27 protein-coding genes are annotated in these 23,823 nt (G+C 60.8%); 18 read left to right on the plus strand and 9 right to left on the minus strand.

The features are described 5' to 3' along the window. Positions 1-20: 20 nt before the first annotated feature. Positions 21-749: a ComF family protein gene (locus QLQ16_RS14005; protein ID WP_283225350.1), complete on the minus strand. Its 729-nt coding sequence runs from the start codon at positions 747-749 to the stop codon at positions 21-23. 116 nt (positions 750-865) lie between these two features. On the opposite strand from QLQ16_RS14005, the gene QLQ16_RS14010 reads away from it, so the two are divergent. The 8 genes from QLQ16_RS14010 (at position 866) to QLQ16_RS14045 (ending at position 7,129) form a co-directional block, all read left to right on the plus strand. Continuing rightward, the gene (locus tag QLQ16_RS14010) at positions 866-1,759 is read left to right on the plus strand and encodes a biotin synthase (RefSeq protein ID WP_283225351.1); all 894 of its coding nucleotides are present in this window, start codon (positions 866-868) and stop codon (positions 1,757-1,759) included. Between the two features lie 119 nt (positions 1,760-1,878). Further along, entirely contained in the window at positions 1,879-2,355 is a 477-nt protein-coding gene (locus QLQ16_RS14015; RefSeq protein ID WP_283225284.1) for a DUF2244 domain-containing protein, read from the plus strand. Positions 2,356-2,434: 79 nt separating this feature from the next. Next, positions 2,435-3,607 carry a cytochrome c oxidase subunit II gene (coxB, locus tag QLQ16_RS14020; protein WP_283225285.1) on the plus strand — a complete coding sequence of 391 codons (1,173 nt, stop codon included), beginning with the start codon at positions 2,435-2,437 and terminating at the stop codon, positions 3,605-3,607. 32 nt (positions 3,608-3,639) lie between these two features. Beyond that, positions 3,640-5,256 (plus strand): cytochrome c oxidase subunit I, encoded by a 1,617-nt coding sequence (gene ctaD, locus QLQ16_RS14025; protein ID WP_283225286.1) that lies wholly within the window; start codon positions 3,640-3,642, stop codon positions 5,254-5,256. A gap of 11 nt (positions 5,257-5,267) precedes the next feature. Continuing rightward, positions 5,268-5,378, plus strand: coding sequence for a cytochrome oxidase small assembly protein (locus QLQ16_RS14030; protein ID WP_283225287.1), 111 nt, complete (start codon positions 5,268-5,270; stop codon positions 5,376-5,378). 9 nt (positions 5,379-5,387) lie between these two features. Beyond that, the gene (locus QLQ16_RS14035; RefSeq protein ID WP_283225288.1) at positions 5,388-5,999 is read left to right on the plus strand and encodes a cytochrome c oxidase assembly protein; all 612 of its coding nucleotides are present in this window, start codon (positions 5,388-5,390) and stop codon (positions 5,997-5,999) included. Then, entirely contained in the window at positions 5,996-6,208 is a 213-nt protein-coding gene (locus QLQ16_RS14040) for a DUF2970 domain-containing protein (protein WP_283225289.1), read from the plus strand. Before QLQ16_RS14035 ends, QLQ16_RS14040 begins: the two co-directional genes overlap by 4 nt. A gap of 39 nt (positions 6,209-6,247) precedes the next feature. Beyond that, positions 6,248-7,129, plus strand: a complete 882-nt coding sequence (locus tag QLQ16_RS14045) for a cytochrome c oxidase subunit 3 (protein ID WP_283225290.1) — start codon at positions 6,248-6,250, stop codon at positions 7,127-7,129. Between the two features lie 61 nt (positions 7,130-7,190). On the opposite strand, the gene QLQ16_RS14050 is transcribed toward QLQ16_RS14045, so the two are convergent. Continuing rightward, positions 7,191-7,424 carry a twin transmembrane helix small protein gene (locus tag QLQ16_RS14050; protein ID WP_283225291.1) on the minus strand — a complete coding sequence of 78 codons (234 nt, stop codon included), beginning with the start codon at positions 7,422-7,424 and terminating at the stop codon, positions 7,191-7,193. Between the two features lie 15 nt (positions 7,425-7,439). Between QLQ16_RS14050 and QLQ16_RS14055 the strand changes: the two genes are divergently transcribed. The 5 genes from QLQ16_RS14055 to QLQ16_RS14075 are packed head-to-tail and all read left to right on the plus strand — an operon-like array spanning position 7,440 to position 11,489. Further along, positions 7,440-8,171: an SURF1 family protein gene (locus QLQ16_RS14055; protein ID WP_283225292.1), complete on the plus strand. Its 732-nt coding sequence runs from the start codon at positions 7,440-7,442 to the stop codon at positions 8,169-8,171. Continuing rightward, a complete protein-coding gene (locus QLQ16_RS14060; RefSeq protein WP_283225293.1) occupies positions 8,131-8,844 on the plus strand; it encodes an SCO family protein in 714 nt (237 codons plus the stop codon). The genes QLQ16_RS14055 and QLQ16_RS14060 overlap by 41 nt, the downstream gene beginning before the upstream one ends. Before the next feature lie 5 nt (positions 8,845-8,849). Beyond that, positions 8,850-10,010 (plus strand): COX15/CtaA family protein, encoded by a 1,161-nt coding sequence (locus tag QLQ16_RS14065; protein WP_283225294.1) that lies wholly within the window; start codon positions 8,850-8,852, stop codon positions 10,008-10,010. Then, a complete protein-coding gene (cyoE, locus tag QLQ16_RS14070; RefSeq protein WP_283225295.1) occupies positions 10,007-10,891 on the plus strand; it encodes a heme o synthase in 885 nt (294 codons plus the stop codon). Before QLQ16_RS14065 ends, cyoE begins: the two co-directional genes overlap by 4 nt. Before the next feature lie 7 nt (positions 10,892-10,898). After that, the gene (locus tag QLQ16_RS14075; RefSeq protein ID WP_283225296.1) at positions 10,899-11,489 is read left to right on the plus strand and encodes an SCO family protein; all 591 of its coding nucleotides are present in this window, start codon (positions 10,899-10,901) and stop codon (positions 11,487-11,489) included. A gap of 16 nt (positions 11,490-11,505) precedes the next feature. Here QLQ16_RS14075 and QLQ16_RS14080 read toward each other — a convergent pair whose 3' ends face one another. From QLQ16_RS14080 to ftsY, 4 genes are all read right to left on the minus strand, one after another. Continuing rightward, entirely contained in the window at positions 11,506-12,495 is a 990-nt protein-coding gene (locus QLQ16_RS14080) for a Bug family tripartite tricarboxylate transporter substrate binding protein (protein WP_431310423.1), read from the minus strand. A gap of 111 nt (positions 12,496-12,606) precedes the next feature. Next, positions 12,607-13,539: an RNA polymerase sigma factor RpoH gene (gene rpoH, locus QLQ16_RS14085; RefSeq protein ID WP_283225297.1), complete on the minus strand. Its 933-nt coding sequence runs from the start codon at positions 13,537-13,539 to the stop codon at positions 12,607-12,609. 134 nt (positions 13,540-13,673) lie between these two features. After that, positions 13,674-14,732 carry a selenide, water dikinase SelD gene (gene selD, locus QLQ16_RS14090; protein ID WP_283225298.1) on the minus strand — a complete coding sequence of 353 codons (1,059 nt, stop codon included), beginning with the start codon at positions 14,730-14,732 and terminating at the stop codon, positions 13,674-13,676. Between the two features lie 4 nt (positions 14,733-14,736). Next, positions 14,737-15,762 carry a signal recognition particle-docking protein FtsY gene (ftsY, locus tag QLQ16_RS14095; protein ID WP_283225353.1) on the minus strand — a complete coding sequence of 342 codons (1,026 nt, stop codon included), beginning with the start codon at positions 15,760-15,762 and terminating at the stop codon, positions 14,737-14,739. Positions 15,763-15,790: 28 nt separating this feature from the next. Here ftsY and QLQ16_RS14100 point away from each other — a divergent pair, with 28 nt between their 5' ends. Then, positions 15,791-17,215 carry a M16 family metallopeptidase gene (locus QLQ16_RS14100; protein WP_283225299.1) on the plus strand — a complete coding sequence of 475 codons (1,425 nt, stop codon included), beginning with the start codon at positions 15,791-15,793 and terminating at the stop codon, positions 17,213-17,215. Positions 17,216-17,243: 28 nt separating this feature from the next. Continuing rightward, entirely contained in the window at positions 17,244-18,620 is a 1,377-nt protein-coding gene (locus QLQ16_RS14105; RefSeq protein WP_283225300.1) for a M16 family metallopeptidase, read from the plus strand. Between the two features lie 17 nt (positions 18,621-18,637). On the opposite strand, the gene QLQ16_RS14110 is transcribed toward QLQ16_RS14105, so the two are convergent. Next, positions 18,638-19,168 carry a hemerythrin domain-containing protein gene (locus tag QLQ16_RS14110; protein WP_283225301.1) on the minus strand — a complete coding sequence of 177 codons (531 nt, stop codon included), beginning with the start codon at positions 19,166-19,168 and terminating at the stop codon, positions 18,638-18,640. Positions 19,169-19,413: 245 nt separating this feature from the next. On the opposite strand from QLQ16_RS14110, the gene QLQ16_RS14115 reads away from it, so the two are divergent. From QLQ16_RS14115 to coaD, 3 genes are all read left to right on the plus strand, one after another. Continuing rightward, a complete protein-coding gene (locus QLQ16_RS14115; RefSeq protein WP_283225302.1) occupies positions 19,414-19,716 on the plus strand; it encodes a hypothetical protein in 303 nt (100 codons plus the stop codon). A 101-nt stretch (positions 19,717-19,817) separates the two neighbouring features. Continuing rightward, positions 19,818-20,477, plus strand: coding sequence for a 16S rRNA (guanine(966)-N(2))-methyltransferase RsmD (rsmD, locus tag QLQ16_RS14120; protein WP_283225303.1), 660 nt, complete (start codon positions 19,818-19,820; stop codon positions 20,475-20,477). Between the two features lie 29 nt (positions 20,478-20,506). Next, the gene (gene coaD / locus QLQ16_RS14125; RefSeq protein ID WP_283225304.1) at positions 20,507-21,001 is read left to right on the plus strand and encodes a pantetheine-phosphate adenylyltransferase; all 495 of its coding nucleotides are present in this window, start codon (positions 20,507-20,509) and stop codon (positions 20,999-21,001) included. 167 nt (positions 21,002-21,168) lie between these two features. Here the strand turns inward: coaD and recJ are convergent, their stop codons facing one another. Together recJ and QLQ16_RS14135 are read right to left on the minus strand one after the other, a co-directional pair. Next, positions 21,169-22,878 carry a single-stranded-DNA-specific exonuclease RecJ gene (gene recJ, locus QLQ16_RS14130; protein ID WP_283225305.1) on the minus strand — a complete coding sequence of 570 codons (1,710 nt, stop codon included), beginning with the start codon at positions 22,876-22,878 and terminating at the stop codon, positions 21,169-21,171. Further along, positions 22,875-23,822, minus strand: a complete 948-nt coding sequence (locus QLQ16_RS14135; protein ID WP_283225306.1) for a hypothetical protein — start codon at positions 23,820-23,822, stop codon at positions 22,875-22,877. Before QLQ16_RS14135 ends, recJ begins: the two co-directional genes overlap by 4 nt. Position 23,823 lies beyond the last annotated feature (1 nt).

Below are 23,823 nucleotides of genomic sequence, written 5' to 3' on the forward strand. Positions count from 1 at the left end.
TTGTGCCCTGTGCGCGGGGCTCATTCGCCGCCGGCTTCGGTGCGGGCCAGCACCACGGCGCTGATGTGGCTGGCCCCCGCTGCCCGCAAGGCCAACGCGGCGGTGTGCAGCGATGCGCCACTGGTCATCACATCGTCCACCAACACGATGCGGCGTCCGCGAATTTCGGCCGCTCGCAGGGGGTCGATGGCAAAGGCCCCATTCAAATTGGCCAGGCGCTCGGCTCGGGGTAGCGTTCTTTGTGCTGGGGTGTGGCGCGTGCGCAGCAGCAGTTCGGCTTGGGTTTTGGCGGCGCAAAGCTCACGCGCCAATAGCAAGGATTGGTTGTAACCCCGCTCAGCCAAGCGCTCGGCCGACAAGGGAATGGGCAAGATGCCATCGGCCATCGCCACCGCGTCTTCGACCCATGGGGCATGGCGCATCAAGCTGCCCAAAGGCCCAGCCCAGCCCGGCTGCTGGTGAAATTTCAATTGCGCAATCAAGTCGATCCAGGGCCAGGCGTAGGCCGTGGCGGTCAGGCACAGGTCCAGTGGCGGAGGGGACTTGATGCAGGCCCCGCAGCGCTTGGGCCCCAGATTGGATGCCGGCAAGGGCAGGGCGCAGGTGCTGCACCGTGCAATGGGTTGGGCAAAACAGCGGATGCATGCTTCGCACAAGGGCGCTTGGGGCCAGTCCCGACAGACGGCACAGCGGCTGGGCAGCCAACGCCAAAAGCCGCCGGGTCGCTCAAAGACTGGCGGTTTGGCCATCCCCCTGAACAGCGTCCATCCCATGGGGTCAATATACTTCCGTCACCGTCCTGACCACAAGCGCACCGGCATGGCCTGTGTTTGTGACCCAGTTCAGCCACCTGTTTGCTTTGGCCATGTCTGCACCCGAACGTCCTCCTTCTCTTGACCCCATTGCCGCAGCCCGTTGGGCCGCCCTCCCTGCGGCGGGCCGCGCATCGCCTTGGCTGCATGAAGAAGTGGCCTCACGCATGCAAGACCGTTTGGACTTCATCAAGCTGCAGCCTCAGCAATGGGCGCATTGGGAGCCTGTGCGGGGCGGGCTGCAAGCGCACCAAGCCTTGCAAAAGCGTTACCCGCAAGCCCAGGTGTGGCTCACCAGTGCCCAACAGGCCGAGGCCGAGGCGGCCGACAAAGTATTGAAAGCCGCTTGGTGGCAGCCCGCCAGGTGGACGGGCCCGCGTGTGCAAACCGGTGTGCCGCCCGAAGGCACGGTCCAGATGCTGTGGGCCAATATGCAGTTGCACGCTTCGGCCCAGCCGCAAGCTTTGCTCCAAAGCTGGCACCGGGCGTTGGCAGTCGATGGGTTTTTGATGTTCTCCTGCTTCGGTCCTGACACCTTGCGTGAATTGCGCACGGTGTACGCACAACTGGGTTGGCCCGCACCGGCCCATGAATTCACCGACATGCACGATTGGGGCGACATGTTGGTGCAAGCCGGGTTTGCCGAGCCGGTGATGGATATGGAGCGCATCACGCTGACGTTTGAAACCCCCGAGCGTTTGCTCGCGGAGTTGCGTGAGTTGGGCCGCAACCTGAACATCCAGCGCTTTGCCGGTTTGCGCGGTCGCCAATGGCTTGCCCAATTGCATGCGGCGCTGTTGACTTTGGCCCAGCCGCAAGAAGGTGGGCGCATGGCACTGAGCTTTGAAATTGTGTACGGTCATGCCCTCAAACCGAAGCCACGCGCCAAAGTGGCGGCCGAAACCGAAATCGGTCTGGCCCAGATGCGGCAGATGCTCAAGCGCTGATGCGCCCGATCCAATAAGCTTTGATTTTTATCAAAACCCCCTTGTAACTCGGGTAAAATCCCGCCACATTTGGCCAAAGTGCGCGCTCTTGAGCGCGTTAGGTTATTGAAAGTTGACGCGTGTCAAATCCGTCTTACCAGTTCGCACAGGTGTCCGGTCCCTCCATTGATTGGCGGCTCAGACGCAATTGCTCGGTAACACCATCCCAACTGGGGTGGTTTTACGGTTCTCTGTGTGCGCTCTCATTGGGCATTGGCTTATTCTTCTGGTTTCAGGGGGCGACGCTGGTGCTGACGTTTGCCGGTTTGGAGTTGGCTTTGGTGGGGGTGGCCTTTTTGGCCTATGCCCGCCACGCCACCGACGGTGAGTGGATTTCCCTGCAAGGACCGCATTTGGTGGTGGAGCTGGAAACCGCTGGCCGCCGTGAGCGGGCTGAATTTGCGCGTCAATGGGTAAGGGTCGAGCCAAAGTCGGGTGACCACAGTCTGATCGAGTTGTCAGGCCAGGGTCGTTCGGTTGAGGTGGGGCGCTTTGTGCGTCCTGAGCTCCGGCAAGCGCTGGCGCGAGAAATCAGAAGGGCTTTGCGTTCAGCGTGATGCCATGGCGGCAAAGGGGGTTTGGCCCTCATTTGCCAAAGGTGTGAGTTCAACAGAGTCTTGGAAGTTAGTGAGAACCATGAAGAATATTTCCAACCAATTAGCATCGCTGCTATCCCGCGCAGGCATTTTTGCAGGCGCATGGCTGGCCACTTCTGCTTACGCGGTCAACGATTTGCCCGGTGGTCCCGCCGTCAATCAGCTCAACTTTGCGCCGCCAGTGACCAAAATCGCTGAAGAGCAGCATTGGCTGCATTGGATGATGTTGATCATCTGCACGGTGGTGTTCATTGCTGTTTTTGCAGTGATGTTCTATTCCATCTGGAAGCACCGCAAGTCGGTGGGTCACAAGCCTGCGACCTTCAGCGAATCCGTGACGGTCGAAATCTTGTGGACCGCAGCGCCTTTCCTGATCGTGATCTTGATGGCTTTGCCTGCAACCAAGGTGCTCGTGGCTCAAAAGGACACCACCAACGCCGACTTGACCGTCAAGGTCACAGGCTACCAGTGGAAATGGGGCTATGACTACATCAAAGGTCAAGGCGAAGGCCTGAGCTACATCTCCACACTGGACTCGAGCCAACGCGCAATGTCCAATGCAGGCAAGCCTGAAGGCGACAACTACCTGCTCAAAGTGGACAATCCTCTGGTTGTGCCCGTCGGTCAAAAAGTGCGTGTGATCACCACCGCCAACGACGTGATCCACGCTTTCATGGTGCCCGCCTTCGGCATCAAGCAAGACGCGATCCCTGGTTTTGTGCGTGACACGTGGTTCCGCGCTGAAAAGACGGGCGATTTCTATGGCCAGTGCGCAGAACTGTGTGGCAAAGAACACGCTTACATGCCCATCCATGTGAAAGTGTTGTCTGCACAAGACTACACCGCCTGGGTGGATGCTGAGAAGAAAAAGCAAGCAGCCTTGGCCGATGATCCAGCCAAAGTGTGGGCCTTGGACGACTTGTCCAAGCGTGGTGAGAAGGTCTATGCCGCCAATTGCGCTGCCTGCCACCAAGCCAACGGCAAGGGCGCTGGCCCGATCAAAGCACTCGACGGCGCTGCTGTTGTGCTCGATGCCAACAAATCCAAGCAAATCGCGGTTTTGCTCAACGGTCAAAACAACGGCACCATGCCTGCATGGAAACAGTTGTCCGACACCGAAATCGCGGCTGTGATCACCTACACCAAGAACAACTGGTCCAACAAGACCGGGCAGATCGTGCAACCAGCCGAAGTGCTGGCCGCACGCAAGTAAGTCAGTACCGCATTAAGTAAGAGGAAATCAAGATGAGTGCCGTTCTCGACCATCACGATCATGCCCACGACGACCACGGGCACGCACCTGCGGGCTGGCGTCGTTGGGTCTACGCGACCAACCACAAAGACATTGGTACCTTGTACCTCTTGTTCAGCTTTGCCATGTTGATGGTGGGCGGTGTCTTGGCTTTGCTGATCCGCGCTGAGCTGTTCCAGCCGGGCCTGCAGATCGTCAACCCCGAGTTGTTCAACCAATTCACCACCATGCACGGCATCATCATGGTGTTCGGTGCGATCATGCCCGCCTTCGTGGGCTTTGCAAACTGGATGCTGCCTTTGCAAGTGGGCGCTTCGGACATGGCCTTTGCCCGCATGAACAACTTCAGCTTCTGGCTGATGATCCCCGCCGCTTTGATGCTGGTGGGTTCGTTCTTCATGCCTGGTGGCGCACCCGCTGCCGGTTGGACCCTGTACGCACCGTTGACCCTGCAAATGGGTCCTTCCATGGATGCTGGTATTTTTGCCATGCACATCTTGGGTGCTTCGTCCATCATGGGCTCGATCAACATCATCGTGACCATCTTGAACATGCGCGCCCCTGGCATGACCTTGATGAAGATGCCCATGTTCGCATGGACTTGGTTGATCACCGCTTACCTGCTGATCGCTGTGATGCCTGTGTTGGCTGGCGCGATCACCATGACGCTGACTGACCGCCACTTTGGCACCAGCTTCTTCAACCCCGCCGGTGGCGGTGACCCCGTGATGTACCAGCACATCTTCTGGTTCTTCGGTCACCCTGAGGTGTACATCATGATCTTGCCGGCCTTCGGCATCATCAGCCAGATCGTGCCCGCCTTCTCGCGCAAGAAACTGTTCGGTTACGCCTCCATGGTGTATGCCACTTCCTCCATCGCGATTTTGTCCTTCATCGTGTGGGCTCACCACATGTTCACGACCGGCATGCCTGTGACTGGCCAGCTGTTCTTCATGTACGCCACGATGCTGATTGCCGTGCCCACTGCTGTGAAGATCTTCAACTGGATCGCCACCATGTGGCGCGGTTCGATGACGTTTGAAACCCCCATGCTGTTTGCGGTGGGCTTCATCTTCGTGTTCACGATGGGTGGTTTCACCGGTCTGATTTTGTCCATGGCCCCCATCGACATCCAGATGCAAGACACCTACTACGTGGTGGCCCACTTCCACTATGTGTTGGTGGCCGGTTCCTTGTTTGCCTTGTTCGCAGGTTTTTACTACTGGGCTCCTAAGTGGACCGGTGTGATGTACAGCGAAGGCCGTGGCAAGTTTCACTTCTGGTGGTCGCTGATTTCTTTCAACGTCACCTTCTTCCCGATGCACTTCTTGGGTCTGGCCGGTATGCCACGTCGCTATGCCGACTACCCTATGCAGTTCACCGACTTCAACATGATCGCATCCGTGGGTGCCTTCTTCTTCGGTTTTGCTCAGGTTTACTTCTTCTTGTTCATCGTGGTGCCTGCCATGCGTGGTCAAGGCGAGAAAGCGCCACAGAAGCCTTGGGAAGCCGCCGAAGGCCTGGAGTGGGAAGTTCCCTCGCCAGCACCTTTCCACACTTTTGAAAATCCGCCCAAGCTGGACGCGACTGCGACCCGTGTGATCGGTTGATGATTGTGGCCATGACACCCGAGCAAAAGAAAAGCAATGTGCGCCTGGGCCTGATTTTGGCCTCGGTGGCACTGGCCATCCTGGTCGGTTTCGTGGCCAAGTTGCTCCTGTTGCAGCGTTGAGTTGACAAGATGAATCTGCGCGGCGAAAACCTGAAGATGGTGGGCAAACTGGCGGTGGTGACCGCCGGTATGTTCTGCTTTGGGTACGCGCTGATTCCGATCTACAAGCACATTTGCGAAATGACCGGGATCAACATCTTGTCGATTTCCGAGCGTTTGGTGCCCGGCAACGGCACAGCAGGTGCGCAAGTCAAATTGCCATCCAATACGCAAATTGACAAGAGCCGTGTCATCACAGTCGAGTTCGATGCCAATGCACGCGGACCATGGGACTTCAAGCCTGAAAAGCGTTCGATCCAGGTGCACCCTGGCGAACTCAACACGGTCATGTACGAGTTCCAAAATGTCCAGAACCGTCGCATGGCGGCGCAGGCCATTCCCAGCTACGCGCCGAACCAGGCTGCCAGTCACTTCAACAAGCTCGAGTGTTTCTGTTTCAACCAGTACACCCTCGAGCCCGGGGAAAAGAAACGTTGGCCCGTGGCTTTCGTGATCGACCCCAAGTTGTCCAAGGACGTGACCACGATCACTTTGTCGTACACCTTCTTTGAAGTCGGTGGCAAAACACCCGCAGCACCCGTTGCCGTTGTGTTGGACAAGCAGCCAGGAGCGGGTTCATGAGTGAACAGCGCCAAGGCTCTTTGATCCGCACCGTTCAAGCCGTGCTGTGGTCATTCATCGGTATTCGCAAAAATGCGGACTACCAAAAAGACATTGAAAAGCTCAATCCCTTCCACATCCTGGGAGTGGGCATTGCAGCCGCTTTGTTGTTTGTGCTGGGGCTGATTGCCCTGGTCAATTGGGTCGTGGTTCAACCCACGGGTCTGTAAACCCCAAGATTCGATTTAGAAAAGAGAGCAGGAGTCAGTATGAGTTCCACCGCACACGGCACTACGCCTTATTACTTCGTACCCCATGAGTCCCGTCACCCCGTGATGGCCGCCATTGGTTTGTTCTTCGTGATCTTGGGCGCAGGCCAGTGGATCAACGGCGAAAGCTGGGGCATGTATTCATTGTTCTTTGGCTTGATCTGGTGGCTGACGGTTTTGTACCAATGGTTCAAAGAGTCCATCGCTGAAAGTGAAGGCGGTCAATACGGCCGCAAGATCGATCTGTCCTACCGCTGGAGCATGACTTGGTTTATCTTCTCCGAAGTCATGTTCTTCGGTGCCTTCTTCACGGCTTTGTGGTGGGCGCGCTCCCACTCGGTGCCCGCATTGGGCAGCCTCGAAAACGCACTGTTGTGGCCTGATTTCAAGGCCGTGTGGCCCACATTGGCTGCAGGCGCTACAACATCGCCTGCTGGCATCATCGAGCCCTTCCAGACCATGACGCCTTTCTGGTTGCCCACCATCAACACCGCTTTGTTGTTGACATCGGGTGTGACCTTGACCGTGGCTCACCACGCCATGCAGCACGGTGACCGCAGCAAGACCATCAAATTCATGTGGATGACCGTCTTGTTGGGTGTGATCTTCTTGTTCGTGCAAGGCTATGAATACGCCCACGCTTGGAGCGATATGAACCTGAAGATGTCTTCGGGCGTGTACGGTTCGACCTTTTACATGCTGACCGGCTTCCACGGTTTCCACGTGTTTGTGGGCATGTTGATGCTCTTGTTCATCACATTGCGTTTGCAAAAAGGCCACTTCACGCCTGAGCGTCACTTCGGTTTCGAAGGTGCTGCTTGGTACTGGCACTTTGTGGACGTGGTTTGGTTGGGTCTGTACATCCTGGTTTACTGGATGTAAGGTCTGCCCGCCCTAACAAAAAAGCGCCCAAGGGCGCTTTTTTGTTGTTGATACAAAGCGTTCAGGCGCCAGCTGGGATGCCAGTCGGTTGGATCCAGCCCATCTTCCAGGAAATCAGGACGCAGATAAAGAGGACAATCGACAAGCCCACACGCAAAGCCAAGGCCGTGGCCATGCTGCCTTTGCGAGGCGCGGTGCCTTCACTTCGTGGAGCGCCGCTGCGCATCATGTAGATCAAAGCCCAAACGAGGCTGGCCAAGATGGCCAAAAAAGCAATTGCAACCAGTATTTTCATGAGCCACATTATCCGATGAGTCTGTCCCGTCCATCATTGCAGGGTATCTTGATCTTTGCAGCCGCCGCGCTGGGGATGGCCGTGACCTTTTCACTGGGCCTGTGGCAAGTTGGCCGAGGTGCGGAGAAATTGGCGCTGCAAGCTGCCAAAACGGAACGGATGACCAAGCCCGTGCTGGAAGGGCGCAGCTTACAGACGGCCATGTCAGCCGCCGACATACAGGGCTTGCTGTACCGCGCCATGGCTCTTCAAGGCCAGTGGCTGCCGCAGCACACGGTCTATCTGGAAAACCGACAGATGAACGGCCGCGCTGGCTTTTATGTGGTCACGCCCATGCGCATGGAGGCCACGGGACAAGTGCTGCTGGTGCAGCGCGGATGGGCGCCTCGCGCCTTCAATGACCGCATGGCATTGCCACCGGTTGACACGCCAGAGGGTCTGGTCGAAGTCATGGGTACATTAGCCCCTTGGCCATCGCGGCTGTACGATTTTGGCGGGGTGGAGGACGGCGCGATACGGCAAAATCTCGACTTGGATGCTTTCCAACACCAGACGGGTTTGACGTTTGCAAACCTCAGTCTGATGCAGGCTGGATCGCCCTCAGAGGGCTTGTTGCGCGAATGGCCCCAGGTGGCCTCGGGTGTGGAAAAGCACCAAGGATATGCATTTCAATGGTTCGGGCTTTGCGCCCTGATCGCACTACTTTATGTCTGGTTTCAAATTGTCCAAGCACGCCGAAAAAAATGATCTGACCGATGCACCGTTGGGCATGACGGTGCACGACTTGCCGCAGCCTGGCGAAGTTGCCCAGGCGGATGAGCAGCGGACCAACACAGGCCGCTGGAAAATGCTGGCCCTCTTGCTCGTGTGTGCAGCGCCCGTCATCGCTTCTTATTTCACCTATTACGTGGTGCGTCCCGAAGCGCGTCGACATTACGGCGAGTTGGTCACCCCCCAGGTGGATTTGCCCGCCAGCACAGCACTCAATTTGCAAGGTCAGCCTGTGGACTTGAAGAGCCTCAAAGGTCAATGGCTCTTGGTGGCTGTGGGCTCAGGTGACTGCCAAGATGCCTGCAAGGAAAACTTGTACTTTCAGCGCCAATTGCGCGAAATCATGGGCAAGGGCAAAGACCGCATGGACCGCGTCTGGGTGCTGACCGATCAGGCCCCTGTGGATGCGGCCTTGTTGCCCGCATTGCACCAAGCCCATGTTTTGAGGGTGGATCCGCAAGTGATTCAAGCCTGGTTGAGTCCTGCCGCAGGCCAGGCGGTGCAAGACCATCTGTATGTGATCGACCCGATGGGCCACTTCATGATGCGATTTCCTGCGCACATGAATGTGGAGGGCGCATCCAAAGCCAAGAAAGACCTGGACCGTCTGCTGCGCGCATCGGCTTCCTGGGACGAGGCCGGACGCTGATGGCCATGACCACGGTCGACCTGTACAACCTCAACCCCATCTTGCAAGTGATGGGCGCGGGGTTGGCGTTTGCCTTGTTGCCGCTGATTTGGTGGGTCTGGCGGCATCGTCACGCGCCGAGTGGACGGCGCTTGCAGGCCTTGACCGTCTTGACCCTGTTCCTCACCTTTGATCTGATTTTGTTTGGCGCCTTCACGCGCCTGACCGATTCAGGCTTGGGCTGCCCTGATTGGCCGGGTTGCTACGGCAGTGCCACGCCCATGGGCGCACAGCAGCACATCGATGCCGCGCAGTCGGCCATGCCCACAGGCCCCGTCACGCATGGCAAGGCCTGGATCGAGATGGTGCACCGTTACTTGGCCACGGGTGTGGGCGTGTTGATCTTGATTTTGTCGGTCATGACCTGGCGTCTGCGCCGAAAGAACCCTGCCCATGCTGTCAGTTCTTGGTGGCCGACCTTCACCTTGTTGTGGGTGTGCATGCAAGGTGCTTTTGGCGCCTTGACGGTGACCATGAAACTCTTTCCGGCCATCGTGACCTTGCACTTGTTGTTCGGCATCGGCTTGTTGGCGCTGTTGGCTGCGCAGGCAGTGCGTTACGAAGGCTGGCAAAGCCGACTTGTGCCGTCAGGCTGGCGCAAAGGTTTGTGGTTGGCCTATGCCCTGCTGTGGCTGCAGATCGCCTTGGGTGGCTGGGTCAGCACCAATTACGCGGTGCTCGCCTGCACCGGCTTTCCATCGTGCAACGGCTCTTGGCTGCCCACTTTGGATTGGCAGGGCTTTGCGCTTTGGCGTGACCTGGGCCACACCGTCCATGGCGAGGTCTTGCCTTTTGTGGCGTTGACCACCATCCATTTCGTCCACCGCAGTGCGGCTTGGATGGTGTTGGCGGCTTTGGTGGCAGTGGCTTGGGGTTTGCGACGGGTGCCCAGCATGCAAAAGTTGGCCCATGCGGTGTGGGCCTTGGCCGCTTTGCAATTGGCCACGGGCCTGAGCAATGTGGTGCTGGACTGGCCCTTGGTGGCGGCCGTGTTGCACACCGGCGGCGCCTCGGCCCTGGTGTTGGTATTGACCTGGGCGCTGTGCATCAGCCGCTCAGATTCTGTGAGTTCATCGGGTCCTGTTGTCCGTGAACGTTCTTCTTTTGATTCAAGGCCTGCTGCATGACTGCTGCGACTTCTTCTCCTTGGCGCCAGTATTACGCGCTGACCAAACCCCGTGTGGTTCAACTGATCGTGTTTTGTGCATTGATCGGCATGGTGTTGGCCGTTCCCGGCGCACCCCGCGTGCCTGAGCTGGTCTTGGGCCTGTGGGCTTGCGTTGGCATCTGGTTGGTGGCCGGTGCTGCGGCGGCTTTCAACTGTCTGGTCGAAAAAACGATCGACTCCAAAATGAAACGCACCGCCTGGCGTCCCACGGCCAAGGGCGAGTTGAGCGACCGTCAAGCCCTCCTGTTTTCGGCCGCTTTGTGTGCGGTTGGCTCGGCCATTTTGTACGTGTTGGTCAACCCGCTGACCATGTGGCTGACCTTTGCCACTTTTGTGGGCTACGCCATCATTTACACCGTCATCTTGAAGCCCCTCACGCCCCAGAACATCGTGATCGGTGGCGCCAGTGGGGCCATGCCCCCTGTGTTGGGCTGGGCCGCCATGACGGGCGATGTGGGGCCTGAGGCGTTGATCCTGTTTTTGATCATCTTCTTGTGGACGCCACCGCACTTTTGGGCTTTGGCCTTGTACCGCGTCGAGGACTACCGCAAGTCGGGCCTGCCCATGCTGCCCGTGACCCACGGCAATGCCTTCACCCGCTTGCAAATTTTGCTGTACACCGTGGTGCTCATGGCCGCTTGCCTGATGCCCTTTGTGTACGGCATGAGCTCCTGGCTTTACTTGAGTGTGGCAGTGGTCCTGAGCATCGGCTTCATCGCCTATGCCGTGGCCTTGTTTCGCGCCTATTCGGACGAGTTGGCGCGCAAGACCTTCCGCTTTTCACTGATCCACCTGAGTGCCTTGTTTGCCGCGCTCTTGGTGGACCATTACCTTTTTTGAGAACGCCATGAACAAACGTCATTGGCTCGGTGGTCTTGGTTTGGCAGCCCTGCTGGCGCTTGTGGGCTGCGGCCAAGACAAACCGGCTTTTCGCGGTGTTGACATCACGGGCGCCACGTACGCCCAAGGCTGGGAGTTGGCCGACCAAAACGGCCAAGTGCGGACACTCAAAGACTTTGCTGGCAAAGCGGTGGTGGTTTTCTTTGGCTACACCCAATGCCCGGATGTGTGCCCCACTTCGATGCAAGAGCTGGCCGAGGTCAAGCGCTTGCTGGGCAAAGACGGCGAGCGCTTGCAAGGCGTGTTCATCACCGTGGACCCTGAGCGCGACACGGCCGAGCTGCTCCAGTCCTACATGGCGAACTTTGACCCCAGCTTTGTGGCTTTGCGGGCCAGCACACCCGAGCAGTTGGACAAGGTCACCAAAGACTTCAAGATTTATTTCAAAAAGGTCGAGGGTAAAACGCCCACCAGCTACACCATGGACCATTCTGCGGGCAGCTACACCTTTGACGCGCAAGGCCGCGTGCGCTTGTACAACCGCTATGGCAGCGGAGCCCCCGCGCTGGCCGAGGACCTGAAAATCCTGCTCAAGTGAGCAGGACGCCTCGGGTTCAGTTCACCTGAATCTTCTGGCCCACGATGATGTCGCCCAAGGCCTTGGTGTCGGATTGAATCCGGTTGCGCAAACCTTCGGGTGAAGAGCCCACCACCTGCCAGCCCTGCTGAAACAGGCGGGCGCGCATCTCAGGCGATCGCACGATGTCGCTCACCGTGGCCGAGAGTTTGTTCAGCACCGCTGGCGGCATGGCGGCCGGAGCGGCCACCCCATTCCAGATTTCCAGTTGGTAGTTCTGGATGCCGATTTCCGACAGGCTGCCCACCTCGGGGGCCAGCGAGCTGCGGCCGGCGCTGGTGGTGCCGATGGCACGCAGCTTGCCCGCGCGCACCTGTGTCAAGGCCATGGCCGGTGGCAGCAGCGCCAGCTGGATTTGCCCGCCCATCATGGCGTTCATGATTTGCGGGTTGCCAGGGTAGGGCACATGCACGGGGTCGATGCCGGCCTTGGCCTTGAGCAGCTCCATGCCCAAATGCGCCACCGTGCCCACGCCAGGCGAGCCGTAACTGAGCTTGTTGCCACTTTGACGTGCTTGGGCTAGCCATTGGGCCGGCGTGCTTCCTGCAGCGTCCGCAGGGGCCGTCAACAACAAAGGGGCTGTTCCGATCAGGCTGACGGGAGCCAGATCCTTCAAAGGGTCATAGTTCACCTTGGGGTTGAGGATGCGGGCGATCGTCATGTTGCCGTTGATCATCAAGCCCAAGGTGTGGCCATCGGTGGACTTGGCCACAAAGTCGGCCGCGATGTTGCCGCCTGCGCCCACCTTGTTGTCCACCACCACGGTTTGACCCAAGGCTTTGCCCAAGGGCTCCGCCAAAGCGCGGGCGGTCAAGTCGGGGCTGGAGCCGGCGGGAAAGCCGACCACCAGCTTGATCGTTTGGCTGGGCCAGACAGGATCGGCTGCATGGGCCAGACCCACTGTGCAAGCCAGGCCGGTGGCCAGCACCAGTGCGCGGCGCGTCAAAGGGGGAGTGAACAAGGGCATGGGGAATCTCCAAAAACTGCGCCCACTTTAGCGCAGGCGAATGAACGGGGCGATGCGCGCGAGACAAAAAAATACCCAGCCTCAGCTGGGTATGTTCAGAAATTGAAAAGCTCAAGCGAATTCGACGAGTGCTTTTTTCATTTTCTTCATGGCCGCGACTTCGATTTGGCGGATGCGCTCGGCGCTCACGCCGTATTCGGCCGCCAAGTCGTGCAGCGTCATGCCGCCCGAGCCGTTGTCGTTGACCTTGAGCCAGCGCTCTTCCACGATGCGGCGGCTGCGTTCGTCCAAGGCGTTCAGCGCGGTCGCCAGGCCATCGCTGGCCATCACATCGCGCTGGTGCGCTTCGATCATGGCGGTGGGCTCATGGTTGGCATCGGCCAGGTAGGCGATCGGGCCAAAGGCCTGTTCACCATCGTCCGAGGGGGCTGGGTCGAGCAGCACATCGCCGCCGGACATGCGCATTTCCATCTCGATGACCTCTTCGCGCTTGACGTTCAGGTCATGCGCCATCACGTCGATCTGGTCGGGCGTCAAGGTGTCGCGGTGGGTGCCGCTTTGGGCTTCGGCCTTGAAGCCTTGCTTCATCGAGCGCAGGTTGAAAAACAGCTTGCGCTGGGCCTTGGTCGTGGCGACCTTTACCATGCGCCAGTTTTTCAGGATGTACTCGTGGATCTCGGCCTTGATCCAGTGCAGCGCGTAGCTGACCAGACGCACGCCTTGATCGGGGTCGAAACGTTTGACAGCCTTCATCAGGCCGACATTGCCTTCTTGGATCAGGTCGCCGTGCGGCAGGCCATAGCCCAGGTATTGGCGCGACACCGACACCACCAAGCGCAGGTGCGAGAGCACCAGCTTGCGGGCGGCTTCCAGGTCGTCGTTGGCTTTGAGTTGGCGGGCGGCTTCTTGCTCTTCCTCGAGGGTGAGCATGGGCATGCGGTTGACCGCAGAGATGTACGCGTCCAAATGACCCAGCGAGGGCACCACGGCCCAAGGGTTGCTCAGAGTCATCGCGCTGGCCGGGGAAATGGTTTGATTGGTCATACCAGAACTCCTTTCAATGGCGCAATATTAGCACTCTCGTTGGGTGAGTGCTAATACCCGGAGTCAAGAAGCCGTGTTCAGGTGTAACCGGTAGCCCACCATGGGGCATGAGGGGCTTGGCTCAGGCCCGGCCATCAGCCGGCGATCACCAGTCCTGCTGGGCCCTCTTGGATCTGGCCGACCACGCTGGCCTGCTCAAAACCATGCCGTTTGAAGGTGGCCAGCACCGCATCCACCGTGTCGGGGCTGCAGGCCACCAGCAGGCCGCCGCTGGTTTGCGGGTCGGTCAGCAGGGCTTTATCCCTCTCGTCAAATTGGGCCGGCAAAGCCACATCGTGGCCATAACCGGCCCAATTGCGGCCAGAAGCGCCGGTGACCATGCCTTGGGCGGCCAAATCACGCACGCCGTCCAGCAAGGGCACGCTCGGCCAGTCGATGCGCACGGTGCAGCCGCTGCCACGGGCCATCTCGAGGGCGTGGCCTGCCAGGCCAAAGCCTGTCACGTCGGTGAGCGCATGCACACCCGGCAAGGCGGCCAGTTCGGGGCCTGGGGTGTTCAACCGGGTGGTGGTGGCGATCATGCGGGCATAGCCCTGGGGGGGCAGGGCGTTCTTTTTGAGGGCCGCCGACAGCACGCCGACCCCCAGTGGTTTGCCCAGCACCAACACATCACCAGCGCGGGCGTCGGCGTTGCGTTTGATGCGGCTGGGGTGCACCAGGCCCAAGGCCACAAGGCCATAGATGGGCTCCACCGAGTCGATGGTGTGACCACCCGCGATCGGGATGCCCGCGGCTTGGCACACGCTGGCACCGCCTTCCAGGATGCGGCCAATCGTGTGGGTGGACAGCACGTTGATCGGCATGCCGACCAAGGCCAGGGCCATGATCGGTGTGCCGCCCATGGCGTACACGTCGCTGATGGCATTGGTCGCGGCAATGCGGCCAAAGTCGAAGGGGTCGTCGACGATGGGCATGAAAAAGTCGGTGGTCGCGATCAGGGCCTGCTCGTCGTTGAGCTTGTAAACCGCCGCGTCGTCGGCCGTCTCGATGCCCACCAGCAATTCCTTGGGCAAGGGCATCGCGTGGGTGCTTTTGAGGATGTCGGACAGCACCCCCGGCGCGATCTTGCAGCCGCAGCCGCCCCCGTGCGAGAGGGAGGTCAAACGGGGTTCGGTTCGGGTGTCGGTGTTCATGGCTTCAGCTCAGCAGGGCCTGCGCAAATTCGCGGGCGTCAAAGGTCTCGAGGTCTTCCAGCTTTTCGCCCACGCCAATGAAGTACACCGGGATGGGTTTTTCGCGGGCAATGGCGCACAGCACGCCGCCCTTGGCGGTGCCGTCCAGCTTGGTCACGATCAGGCCTGTCAGGCCCAGGGTGTCGTCAAAGGCTTTCACTTGGGCCAACGCGTTTTGGCCTGTGTTGCCGTCGATCACCAGCAACACTTCGTGTGGTGCGCTGGCTTCGGCCTTTTGCACCACACGCTTGATCTTGCCCAGCTCGTGCATCAGGTGCTGCTGGGTGGGCAGGCGGCCTGCGGTGTCCACCAGCACCACATCGCGGGCACGGGCGCGGCCTGCGGTCACCGCGTCAAAGCTCACGGCTGCGGGGTCGCCGCCTTCTTGGCTGACGATCTCCACCGTGTTGCGGTCGGCCCAGACGGCCAGCTGCTCACGCGCCGCCGCCCGGAAGGTGTCGGCGGCCGCCAGCAAGACGCTCAAGCCGCTGTCGGCCAAGTGTTTGGTCAGCTTGCCGATGGAGGTGGTTTTGCCCGCCCCGTTGACCCCGGCGACCATGATCACCGTGGGGTGGTGCGCGCCGATCTCCAGCGGCTTTTGCAAGACCTGGAGCAAATCGGCAATGGCATCGGCCAGCAGGCCTTTGACTTGGGCAGGCTCGGTGGCCTTGGCTTCTTTGACGCGGCGCTTCAAGTCTTGCAGCAGGTGCTCGGTTGCTTTGACGCCGGTGTCGGCCATGAGCAAAGCGGTTTCGAGCTCTTCGTACAGATCGTCGTCAATGCGGGTGCCGGTGAAGACGGTGGCGATGTTGGAGCCGGTCTTGCGCAGGCCGTTTTTCAGGCGGTCCAGCCAGCCTTGGCGGGCCGGTGCGGCAGGCGCTGGCTCGGCCACAGACACAGCCTCAGGCGCTGTGGTGGCGGCTGCAGCTGCGGCTGGCGTGGGAGCTTGGGCCTGTTCTGGCGGGGATTTTTTTCGGAAGAAACTGAACATGGTGTGGATTTCAAGGATCATGCATTCTATGAAACCGACCTTTCTCTTGGGATTTTCCTGTCTGGCCCTGCTCTTGAGCACGCCATTGGCCCTTCAGGCCCAGTCACCCGCTGCCCCTGTCCAGGCCGCCAAGCCGGTGGCTCAAGCTCACACCTACACCCTGGCCAACGGCATGACGCTGTGGGTCAAACCCGATCGCCGCGCCCCCACGGCCGTGCACATGCTGTGGGGGCGGGTGGGCTCCATGGACGAGGTGGACGGCACCAGCGGCGTGGCCCATGTGCTGGAGCACATGCTGTTCAAGGGCACGCCCACGCTGGCCGCAGGCGAGTTTTCGCGCCGTGTGGCCGCATTGGGTGGGCGCGAAAACGCCTTCACCTCCAAGGATTACACCGGCTATTTCCAGCAGATCCCCGCACACCAGCTGGACGCTGTGATGCAGCTTGAATCAGACCGTTTTGCCAACAACCAGTGGCCCGACGCCGAATTCGCCAAGGAGTTGGAAGTCGTCAAGGAAGAGCGCCGCATGCGCACCGAAGACAACCCCCGCGCCTTGCTGCATGAAAAGTTGGCCGCCACCGCACTGAGTGCATCCCCCTATCGCCGTCCCATCGTGGGATGGATGAGCGATCTGGAGGCCATGACGGCGCAAGACGCACGCGACTTTTACCGCCGCTGGTATGTGCCCGCCAATGCGGTGGTGGTGGTGGCAGGCGATGTGGACCCGGCTCAGGTCAAAGCCTTGGCCGACAAACACTACGGTGCGATCCCGGCGCGGGCGGTGCCCGATCGCAAGCCACAGCAAGAGCCCGCGCAACAAGGCCTGCGCCGATTCGAATTCAAGGCCCCAGCGGAACAAGCTTATGTGGCCTTGGCCTTCAAAGTGCCGCGTCTGGCCAGCCTGCAGCCCTCGCCCGAGCACGATGACGCGCTGGCTCTGACCGTGCTGGCTGCGGTGCTGGACGGCTACAGCGGCGCCCGGCTGGATCGGGCCCTGACCCAAGGCGAGCAACGCCTGGCCGACAGCGTGGGCGCCAGCAACGGCCTGATGGGCCGAGGGCCGCAATTTTTCTACCTCGAAGGTGTGCCAGCCAAAGGCCAGACGACCGAAGCGCTGGAAGCCGCCTTGCGCGCCCAGGTTCAAAAAGTGGCCGCCGAAGGTGTGACCGAAAGCGAGTTGCAGCGCGTCAAGACGCAGTGGGTCGCCAGCGAAATCTACAAACTCGATTCGGTCTTCAACCAGGCCCGTGAATTGGGCGTGGCCTGGTCGCTGGGCTTGCCGCCCGACCACGGTGCGCAACTGATGGCGCGTTTGCGCCAAGTCACTGCTGCACAGGTGCGAACCGTGGCGCAAAAATATTTTGGCGACGACAGCCTCACCGTGGCCGTGTTGCGGCCGCAAGCCATGTCGGGGCAGCCCAAGCGCAAAGCACCCGCAGGCGCACGCCATTGAAGGGCTGATCATGAGAACCCACTCCACGATGTTTTTGATTTCCGCGCTCTCAGGTGCTCGTCGCCTGGGGCTTTGGCGGACCTGCGCCGGCGCCTTGTGCTGGGCCGCTGCCAGCGCGCAAGCGGCTTTGCCGATTCAGCACTGGACACAAGCCAACGGCGCGCGCGTGTACCTGGTGGAAAGCCACGCCATCCCGATGGTGGATGTGCAGATCGATCTGGATGCCGGCAGCCGCCGCGACCCGGCCGCGCAAGCGGGCCTGGCTGCGGTCATGGCCGGGCAAATCTCTAGTGGCATGAAGGCCGACCCGAAAGCGCAGGGCCCTTATGCCAAGGCCATGGACGAAAACCAGCTGGGCGAAGCTTGGGCTGATTTGGGCGCCAGTTTCGGCGCAGGGGCCGGCGCCGATCGCTTGAGCTTTTCTCTGCGCAGCCTGAGCTACCCGGATTTGTTGGACAAAGCGGTGAGCTTGGCGGCGCGGCAAATGGCGCATCCGGCTTTTCCGAAAGACATTTGGGCGCGCGACCGCGAGCGCTTGTCGGCGTCCATCCGGGAATCTTTGACCCAGCCGGGCACCGTGGCGCAAAACGCCTATGCCCCGGCGGTTTATGGCTCGCACCCCTATGGCTACAAAACCACGCCCGAGAGTTTGTTGCGCATCAGCGCCGATGACCTGAAAGCGCTGCACGCGCAGAGCTTGCGCGCTTGCCAAGCTTCCATCAGCGTGGTAGGGGACTTGTCGCGTGCACAGGCCGATGCCTTGGTCAAACGCTTGCTGGCCTTGTGGCCCGCCTCATCGGGCTGCTCGCCCATGCCGCCGGTGGCCGAGGTCGCGCCCTTGAAGGCCGCGCAAACCTTGAACCTCGCTTTTGATTCAGCACAGGCCCATGTGCTGATGGGTCAGCCCGGCTACAAGCGCAGTGACCCTGACTTTTTTGCCCTGCTGGTGGGCAATCACATCTTGGGTGGGGGCGGTTTTGTGTCGCGCTTGACCGAGCAGGTGCGCGAGAAACGCGGCCTGAGCTACAGCGTGTACAGCTATTTCTCACCGGCCTTGCATGCAGGCGCGTTCACGGTCGGTTTTCAGACCAGACCTGACCAAGCTGCACAAGCCGTTGCGGTGGCTCAAGAAGTGGTCAAAGCCTTTGTCCAAGATGGCCCGACCGAGGCCGAGTTGCAAGCGGCCAAGTCCAATTTGATCGGTGGTTTTGCCCTGCGCATCGACAGCAACCGCAAGCTGCTCGACAACGTGGCCAACATCGCTTGGAACCGCCTGCCCTTGAACTACCTGGACAACTGGACCGCGCAGGTCGAGCGCGTGAGCGTGGACCATGTGCGACGCGCCATGGCCAGGGTCTTGCAACCCGATCGCATGGTCACGGTGGTGCTGGGCGCGCAGCCCTGAGCGTCAAGCCCTGTGGTTCAGATATGCGCCGCAAAATGCGGCACATGGCGCATGTGCAAGGTCAGGCCCAGTGCGGCCATGTGGTTGTCATTGCGGCCCAAAATCATTTGCGCCAAGGGCAAAAATTCCTGTTCTTCCAACTTGGCGTGCGACTGGTAGCGCTCGATCATGGCGTGCAGCGCCGTCACGTCCAGCATGGCGTCCTGACCTTTGGCCACTTTGCGCAAGCTCGGCTCCAGTGACTCCCAGAGTTTTTCCAAGCTGCGGTGGTTTTGTGTGAGCTGCTCGATCAGCGCTTCTACCTTCAAGCGCTCTGCGCCAGCATTGGCGCTGGCACGCACGGCGGGGAACAAATCTTTTTCTTCTTCACTGTGGTGGGTGTACATGCCGGTGCTGAAAAAGGCCAGCGACTGCTCGGCAATTTTGCGCGCTTGCGCCGCTGGCCCCAGCAAAGCAGGCAGATCGCCCATGCGATCGAGCTGCGCAAAGATGCCCACATGGCAATTGGCGAAATGGGTGATGGGGGCGTTGGACGCTTCGAGGCTCATGGCGATCTCCGTCAAGTGAATGCTTTCACTGTAGGCATCCCTTGCGGCTTCGCCAAGCGCGATGTGCGCATTGTTTGACGCATGTCATGCCGTGACGGTCAGCGCCTTGTGTACCGTGGGCAAGGCACAACACACAAGCCGTTACAACTGGCCCAGCACTTTCGTCATCAAGCCTTGATCGGGCCGCGTTGTAGTTGCAAGTTCAACAAGGTGTTGGACTGAAAACTGAAAGAAGGACTCTTCTCATGAACAAGCTGCTCGCCACCCTGATCGCCGGTTTCTTTGCTGCCGGTGCATTCGCCCAAGCCCCCGCCGCGCCTGCGACAGCTGCTGCTCCTGCAGCCGCCGTAGCACCTGCTGCCAAGGCCGACATGAAAGACGCCAAGGCCCAAGCCAAAGCGCAAGAAAAAGCCCTGAAGGCTGAGAAAAAAGCCCAGGCCAAAGCCGAATCCAAGGCGACTTCCGAAGCCAAACCAGCGCCGGCTGCAGACAAGATGGCCGACAAGGCTGCCGCCAAAGTCGATACCAAACTGCCTCAAGGCAAGTGATCATCGCCAGCCGGACGATCTGTCCGGCCAGCGTGACCTGACCACCAAGCCAGCACTTGTGCTGGCTTGTTCTTTTGGGGAGCGCTTTACACTTGGACCCCATGCGTTCATCCAAAGTTTCTGCTTCATCGCGCCAGTCTGCGCGAGCGAGCGTTGCCCCTGCAGGCCAGTCCGCAGGCAAGCCCCCAGCCAAACCCAAAGGCCATGCCACACACGAGGTGCGCATCATCGGCGGGCAATGGCGTCGCACGCGCCTCAAAGTCATCGACAAACCGGGCCTGCGCCCCACACCCGACCGCGTGCGAGAAACCCTGTTCAACTGGTTGGGCCAAAACCTGGCCGCTTGGCGTTGTGTGGACGCGTTTGCAGGCACCGGCGCATTGGGGCTGGAAGCCGCATCGCGAGGCGCGGCCCATGTCTTGATGCTGGAGCAAGATCCGGTGCTGGTGAGCGCTTTGCAAGCCCACGTGCTGCGCCTGCAAGCGGGCATGGTTCAGGTGCAACGCGGCGATGCCATCTCGTCCTTGCAGCGCTTGCCGGCAGGCAGTGTGGATTTGGTGTTCATCGACCCGCCGTTCGATGGCCCTTGGTTTGAGTCGGCGCTCAAGGCGGCCGCTGCTGCGGTGCCGGTGGGCGGCTGGGTGTATCTGGAGGCGCCCGTGCTCTGGACCGATGAAGCACTGGGTGTTTGGGGCCTGAAGGTCGAGCGCCATTTGAAAGCCGGTGCCGTGCACGCCCATTTATTGCAACGCACTGCATAATTTGTGCAGACTGAACCGAGGACGCCCCCATGAAAAGCCCCGTGATCGCTGTTTACTCTGGCACCTTCGACCCGCTGACCTTGGGTCATGAAGACGTGGTGCGCCGTGCGGCCCGCATGTTCGATCAGGTCATCATCGCGGTGGCCACTGCGCACCACAAGAAAACCCTGTTCAGCCTGGACGAGCGCCTGCACCTGGCGCAGTCGGCCATGCACGATTGCGCCAACGTCAAAGCGGTGCCCTTTGACGGGCTGATTGTGGATTTTGTGCGCGCCCAAAAGGCGCAAGTCATCGTGCGCGGCCTGCGCTCGGTGACCGATTACGACTACGAAACCCAGATGTCGGGCATGAACCGGCACTTGGCGCCTGATGTGGACACCGTGTTTTTGCACACCAGCGCGAACGTGCAACACATCAGCAGCACCCTGGTGCGCGAGATCGCCAAGCTCGGCGGTGATGTGTCGGGTTTGGTGTCGGCGCCTGTGCACAATGCGCTGACGTTCAAGATGTCCGGTGTGGATTGAGGGCTGACAGGGCTCGAAAACCATGTCGGGGCTAAAGCTGCTGACCTACCGATACCAACCCGTCTGCCCGGTGCCTTGTGGGGTTGGAAACGCATATCGGGGCTGAAGCCGCCGACCTGCCCATCCCAACCCGTCTGCCGTAGGTCGGAGCTTCAGCTCCGTCGTCTTCAAACCTCTGCGCCCTCCACCAAGAATCGCACCCGCTTTTGACCTTGCCATTCGTCGGCATCGAGCCGGTAGGCCAATTTGACGCGTGAGGGCAAAGGCTCGGTGCGGCCAAACCAGATGCCGTCCACCGGCTGGCCTTGGTGCTTCATCTTGAGCGACAGGTGTTTCTCGCCCACCAGTCGCTGCGACACGATCTCGATCTCTTCGCAAAACACCGGTGGCGCAAAGCCCTGGCCCCAGACCTCGTGGTGCAGCATGTCCACCAAGTCCACGCGGCGGTATTCGGCGGGCAGCGGGCCATCGGTTTCCAGTCGGCGCTGCAGCGTGGCGGCGTCCAGCCATTCCATGGCCACTTGGTTCAGTGTTTCCTCAAACACATCCAAGTGCTCTTCCGCAATCGTGCAGCCCGCCGCCATGGCGTGACCGCCAAAGCGCAACAGCACGCCCGGTGCCCGTTTGGCCACCAGGTCGAGCGCATCGCGCAAATGAAAGCCCGCAATGGACCGGCCAGAGCCTTTGAGCTCGTGCTCTTTGCCGGGGGCGCTGCTGGCCGCGAACACAAAGGTGGGGCGGTGCAGCTTGTCCTTGATGCGCGAGGCCACGATGCCCACCACGCCTTCGTGAAAATCCGGATCGAACACACAAATGGCCGGCGGCGGTTCGTCGCCTTCGTCAAACAAAGACTCGGCCATTTCCATCGCCATCTCGCGCATGTCGCCTTCGATCACCCGGCGTTCGCGGTTGATCGCGTCCAGCTGCCGGGCCAGCTCGTCGGCGCGGCCCGCGTCGTCGGTCAGCAGGCATTCGATGCCCAGCGTCATGTCGGCCAGGCGGCCTGCGGCGTTGATGCGCGGGCCCAGGGCAAAGCCAAAATCAAAGGTGGTGGCCTTGGCGGTTTCGCGGCCCGCTGCGCGCATGAGCGCTGCCATGCCGGGCGGCATGGCACCAGCCCGCACACGGCGCAGGCCCTGTGCCACCAAACGGCGGTTGTTGGCGTCGAGCTTGACCACGTCGGCCACGGTGCCCAAAGCCACCAGCGGCAGCAGCGCGTCCAGGCGCGGCTGGTTGCTCGCGTCAAATACGCCGCGTTGGCGCAGCTCAGCCCGCAGGGCCAGCAGCACGTAAAACATCACCCCCACACCCGCGATGGATTTGCTGGTGAAGCCGCAGCCCGGCTGGTTGGGGTTCACGATGACTTCGGCGTTGGGCAGTTCGCTGCCGGGCAAATGGTGGTCGGTCACCAGCACCTGCAAGCCCAGCGCTTGCGCAGCCTGCACGCCCGCCACGCTGGCGATGCCGTTGTCCACGGTGATCAACACATCCGCGCCTTGGGCGTGCACACGCTGGGCAATCGGCGGGGTCAGGCCGTAGCCGTCCACCACCCGATCGGGCACCAAATAGCGCACGTTTTGCGCACCCAGCATGCGCAGGCCCCGCACGGCCACCGCGCAGGCGGTTGCGCCGTCGCAGTCGTAATCGGCCACGATGCACAGGCGCTTGTTTTGCGCCATGGCGTCGGCCAGCAGCTTGGCCGCTTCGTGCGTGCCCTGCATGCCTGCCGGGGGCAGCAGCAGGTTCAGCGCGTCGTCGAGTTCGTCTTTGGACTGCACGCCGCGTGCGGCATACAGGCGGGCCAGCAAGGGGTGGATGCCGGCTTGTTCCAGCGCCCAGGCGCTGCGGGGCGGGACATCGCGGGTGAGCAAATTCATGGGGTGATCAGGGCGGCCAATGCCGCAGCAGGTGAAGGTTGTTTGAACAGACGGCTGATGCGCTGGTGCCAGGCGGCTGGCGCTGCGGTGTAGGTGTGGGCCACGTGTTCGCTGCACAGACTGAGCGTGAGCTGGCCAGTGCTTTTCAGGTGTTCCAAGGCTTGGGCCAGGGCGGTGGCGTCCAGCGCTTGCCAGGCTTGCTGCCAGGCCTGCACATCGCCCATCAAGGCGCTGGACCGCAGGGCGTCTAAGACCGTCACAGGCTCGGTGGCGCTGGATGGGGTTGCAGGCAGTGTGCCCGCGCCGTGCAGCCAAAAGGCGTTCACGGTGTGCTGCCTGCGGGGCTCGCGAGCGTCGTTGACTGGGTGGTTGTACAGCAGCATCTGCATCTCACTTTGCAGGCGCTGCAAAGGGCGGCTGGCGGGGTGCTCGGGCATCCAGTGCTTCACATTCTGGCCCACCACCCGGTCCAGCGAAGCGGTGGGCACCTCGGCCAGCAGCTCCCCCTGCACATGCCAGCGCAGTGCGCTGTGCCAAGTCACTTGCAAGCCGTCTTCGCGCAAAAACGCTTGCATGGCCTCCAGCAGTTGCTGCGATTCATCGTCGCTCAAGCGCAAATGCGCGGGGTCGGCCATCACCACATCGTTCATGCCAATTTGCCAGTGGCAGGGTGTCATCCAGGCCTGGGGTGTCGTGCTGTACTGGCCTTGCTGCGCCAGGTGCCAGGCGGCCCAAGGCAACTGGTCGGCCTCATGGGGCCAGCCCAAGGCCTGGGCCTGCAAGCGTTCGTGCGGCAGATGCAGCGAGGGGGTGGGGGTGTCTTGCAGCACCTGCTGGCGCTGCAACAGGCCGAGCAGGGCTTGCAAATGGGGCAGCTGCAAACCGGCCCAGACCTCAGGGCCGGAGAAAGCGTGGCTGGCCGCGTAGGGAATGATCAGGTGCATG

This window comes from Limnohabitans lacus (assembly GCF_030053395.1).
Taxonomy (GTDB): domain Bacteria; phylum Pseudomonadota; class Gammaproteobacteria; order Burkholderiales; family Burkholderiaceae_C; genus Limnohabitans_A; species Limnohabitans_A lacus.

Coding starts and splice junctions, on each gene's coding strand:
- QLQ16_RS14005 (WP_283225350.1), bottom strand. CDS start 749: ATGGCCAAACCGCCAGTCTTTGAGCGACCCGGCGGCTTTTGGCGTTGG.
- QLQ16_RS14010 (WP_283225351.1), top strand. CDS start 866: ATGTCTGCACCCGAACGTCCTCCTTCTCTTGACCCCATTGCCGCAGCC.
- coxB (WP_283225285.1), top strand. CDS start 2,435: ATGAAGAATATTTCCAACCAATTAGCATCGCTGCTATCCCGCGCAGGC.
- ctaD (WP_283225286.1), top strand. CDS start 3,640: ATGAGTGCCGTTCTCGACCATCACGATCATGCCCACGACGACCACGGG.
- QLQ16_RS14030 (WP_283225287.1), top strand. CDS start 5,268: ATGACACCCGAGCAAAAGAAAAGCAATGTGCGCCTGGGCCTGATTTTG.
- QLQ16_RS14035 (WP_283225288.1), top strand. CDS start 5,388: ATGAATCTGCGCGGCGAAAACCTGAAGATGGTGGGCAAACTGGCGGTG.
- QLQ16_RS14040 (WP_283225289.1), top strand. CDS start 5,996: ATGAGTGAACAGCGCCAAGGCTCTTTGATCCGCACCGTTCAAGCCGTG.
- QLQ16_RS14045 (WP_283225290.1), top strand. CDS start 6,248: ATGAGTTCCACCGCACACGGCACTACGCCTTATTACTTCGTACCCCAT.
- QLQ16_RS14050 (WP_283225291.1), bottom strand. CDS start 7,424: ATGAAAATACTGGTTGCAATTGCTTTTTTGGCCATCTTGGCCAGCCTC.
- QLQ16_RS14055 (WP_283225292.1), top strand. CDS start 7,440: ATGAGTCTGTCCCGTCCATCATTGCAGGGTATCTTGATCTTTGCAGCC.
- QLQ16_RS14060 (WP_283225293.1), top strand. CDS start 8,131: ATGTCTGGTTTCAAATTGTCCAAGCACGCCGAAAAAAATGATCTGACC.
- QLQ16_RS14065 (WP_283225294.1), top strand. CDS start 8,850: ATGACCACGGTCGACCTGTACAACCTCAACCCCATCTTGCAAGTGATG.
- cyoE (WP_283225295.1), top strand. CDS start 10,007: ATGACTGCTGCGACTTCTTCTCCTTGGCGCCAGTATTACGCGCTGACC.
- QLQ16_RS14075 (WP_283225296.1), top strand. CDS start 10,899: ATGAACAAACGTCATTGGCTCGGTGGTCTTGGTTTGGCAGCCCTGCTG.
- QLQ16_RS14080 (WP_431310423.1), bottom strand. CDS start 12,495: ATGCCCTTGTTCACTCCCCCTTTGACGCGCCGCGCACTGGTGCTGGCC.
- rpoH (WP_283225297.1), bottom strand. CDS start 13,539: ATGACCAATCAAACCATTTCCCCGGCCAGCGCGATGACTCTGAGCAAC.
- selD (WP_283225298.1), bottom strand. CDS start 14,732: ATGAACACCGACACCCGAACCGAACCCCGTTTGACCTCCCTCTCGCAC.
- ftsY (WP_283225353.1), bottom strand. CDS start 15,762: ATGTTCAGTTTCTTCCGAAAAAAATCCCCGCCAGAACAGGCCCAAGCT.
- QLQ16_RS14100 (WP_283225299.1), top strand. CDS start 15,791: ATGAAACCGACCTTTCTCTTGGGATTTTCCTGTCTGGCCCTGCTCTTG.
- QLQ16_RS14105 (WP_283225300.1), top strand. CDS start 17,244: ATGTTTTTGATTTCCGCGCTCTCAGGTGCTCGTCGCCTGGGGCTTTGG.
- QLQ16_RS14110 (WP_283225301.1), bottom strand. CDS start 19,168: ATGAGCCTCGAAGCGTCCAACGCCCCCATCACCCATTTCGCCAATTGC.
- QLQ16_RS14115 (WP_283225302.1), top strand. CDS start 19,414: ATGAACAAGCTGCTCGCCACCCTGATCGCCGGTTTCTTTGCTGCCGGT.
- rsmD (WP_283225303.1), top strand. CDS start 19,818: ATGCGTTCATCCAAAGTTTCTGCTTCATCGCGCCAGTCTGCGCGAGCG.
- coaD (WP_283225304.1), top strand. CDS start 20,507: ATGAAAAGCCCCGTGATCGCTGTTTACTCTGGCACCTTCGACCCGCTG.
- recJ (WP_283225305.1), bottom strand. CDS start 22,878: ATGAATTTGCTCACCCGCGATGTCCCGCCCCGCAGCGCCTGGGCGCTG.
- QLQ16_RS14135 (WP_283225306.1), bottom strand. CDS start 23,822: ATGCACCTGATCATTCCCTACGCGGCCAGCCACGCTTTCTCCGGCCCT.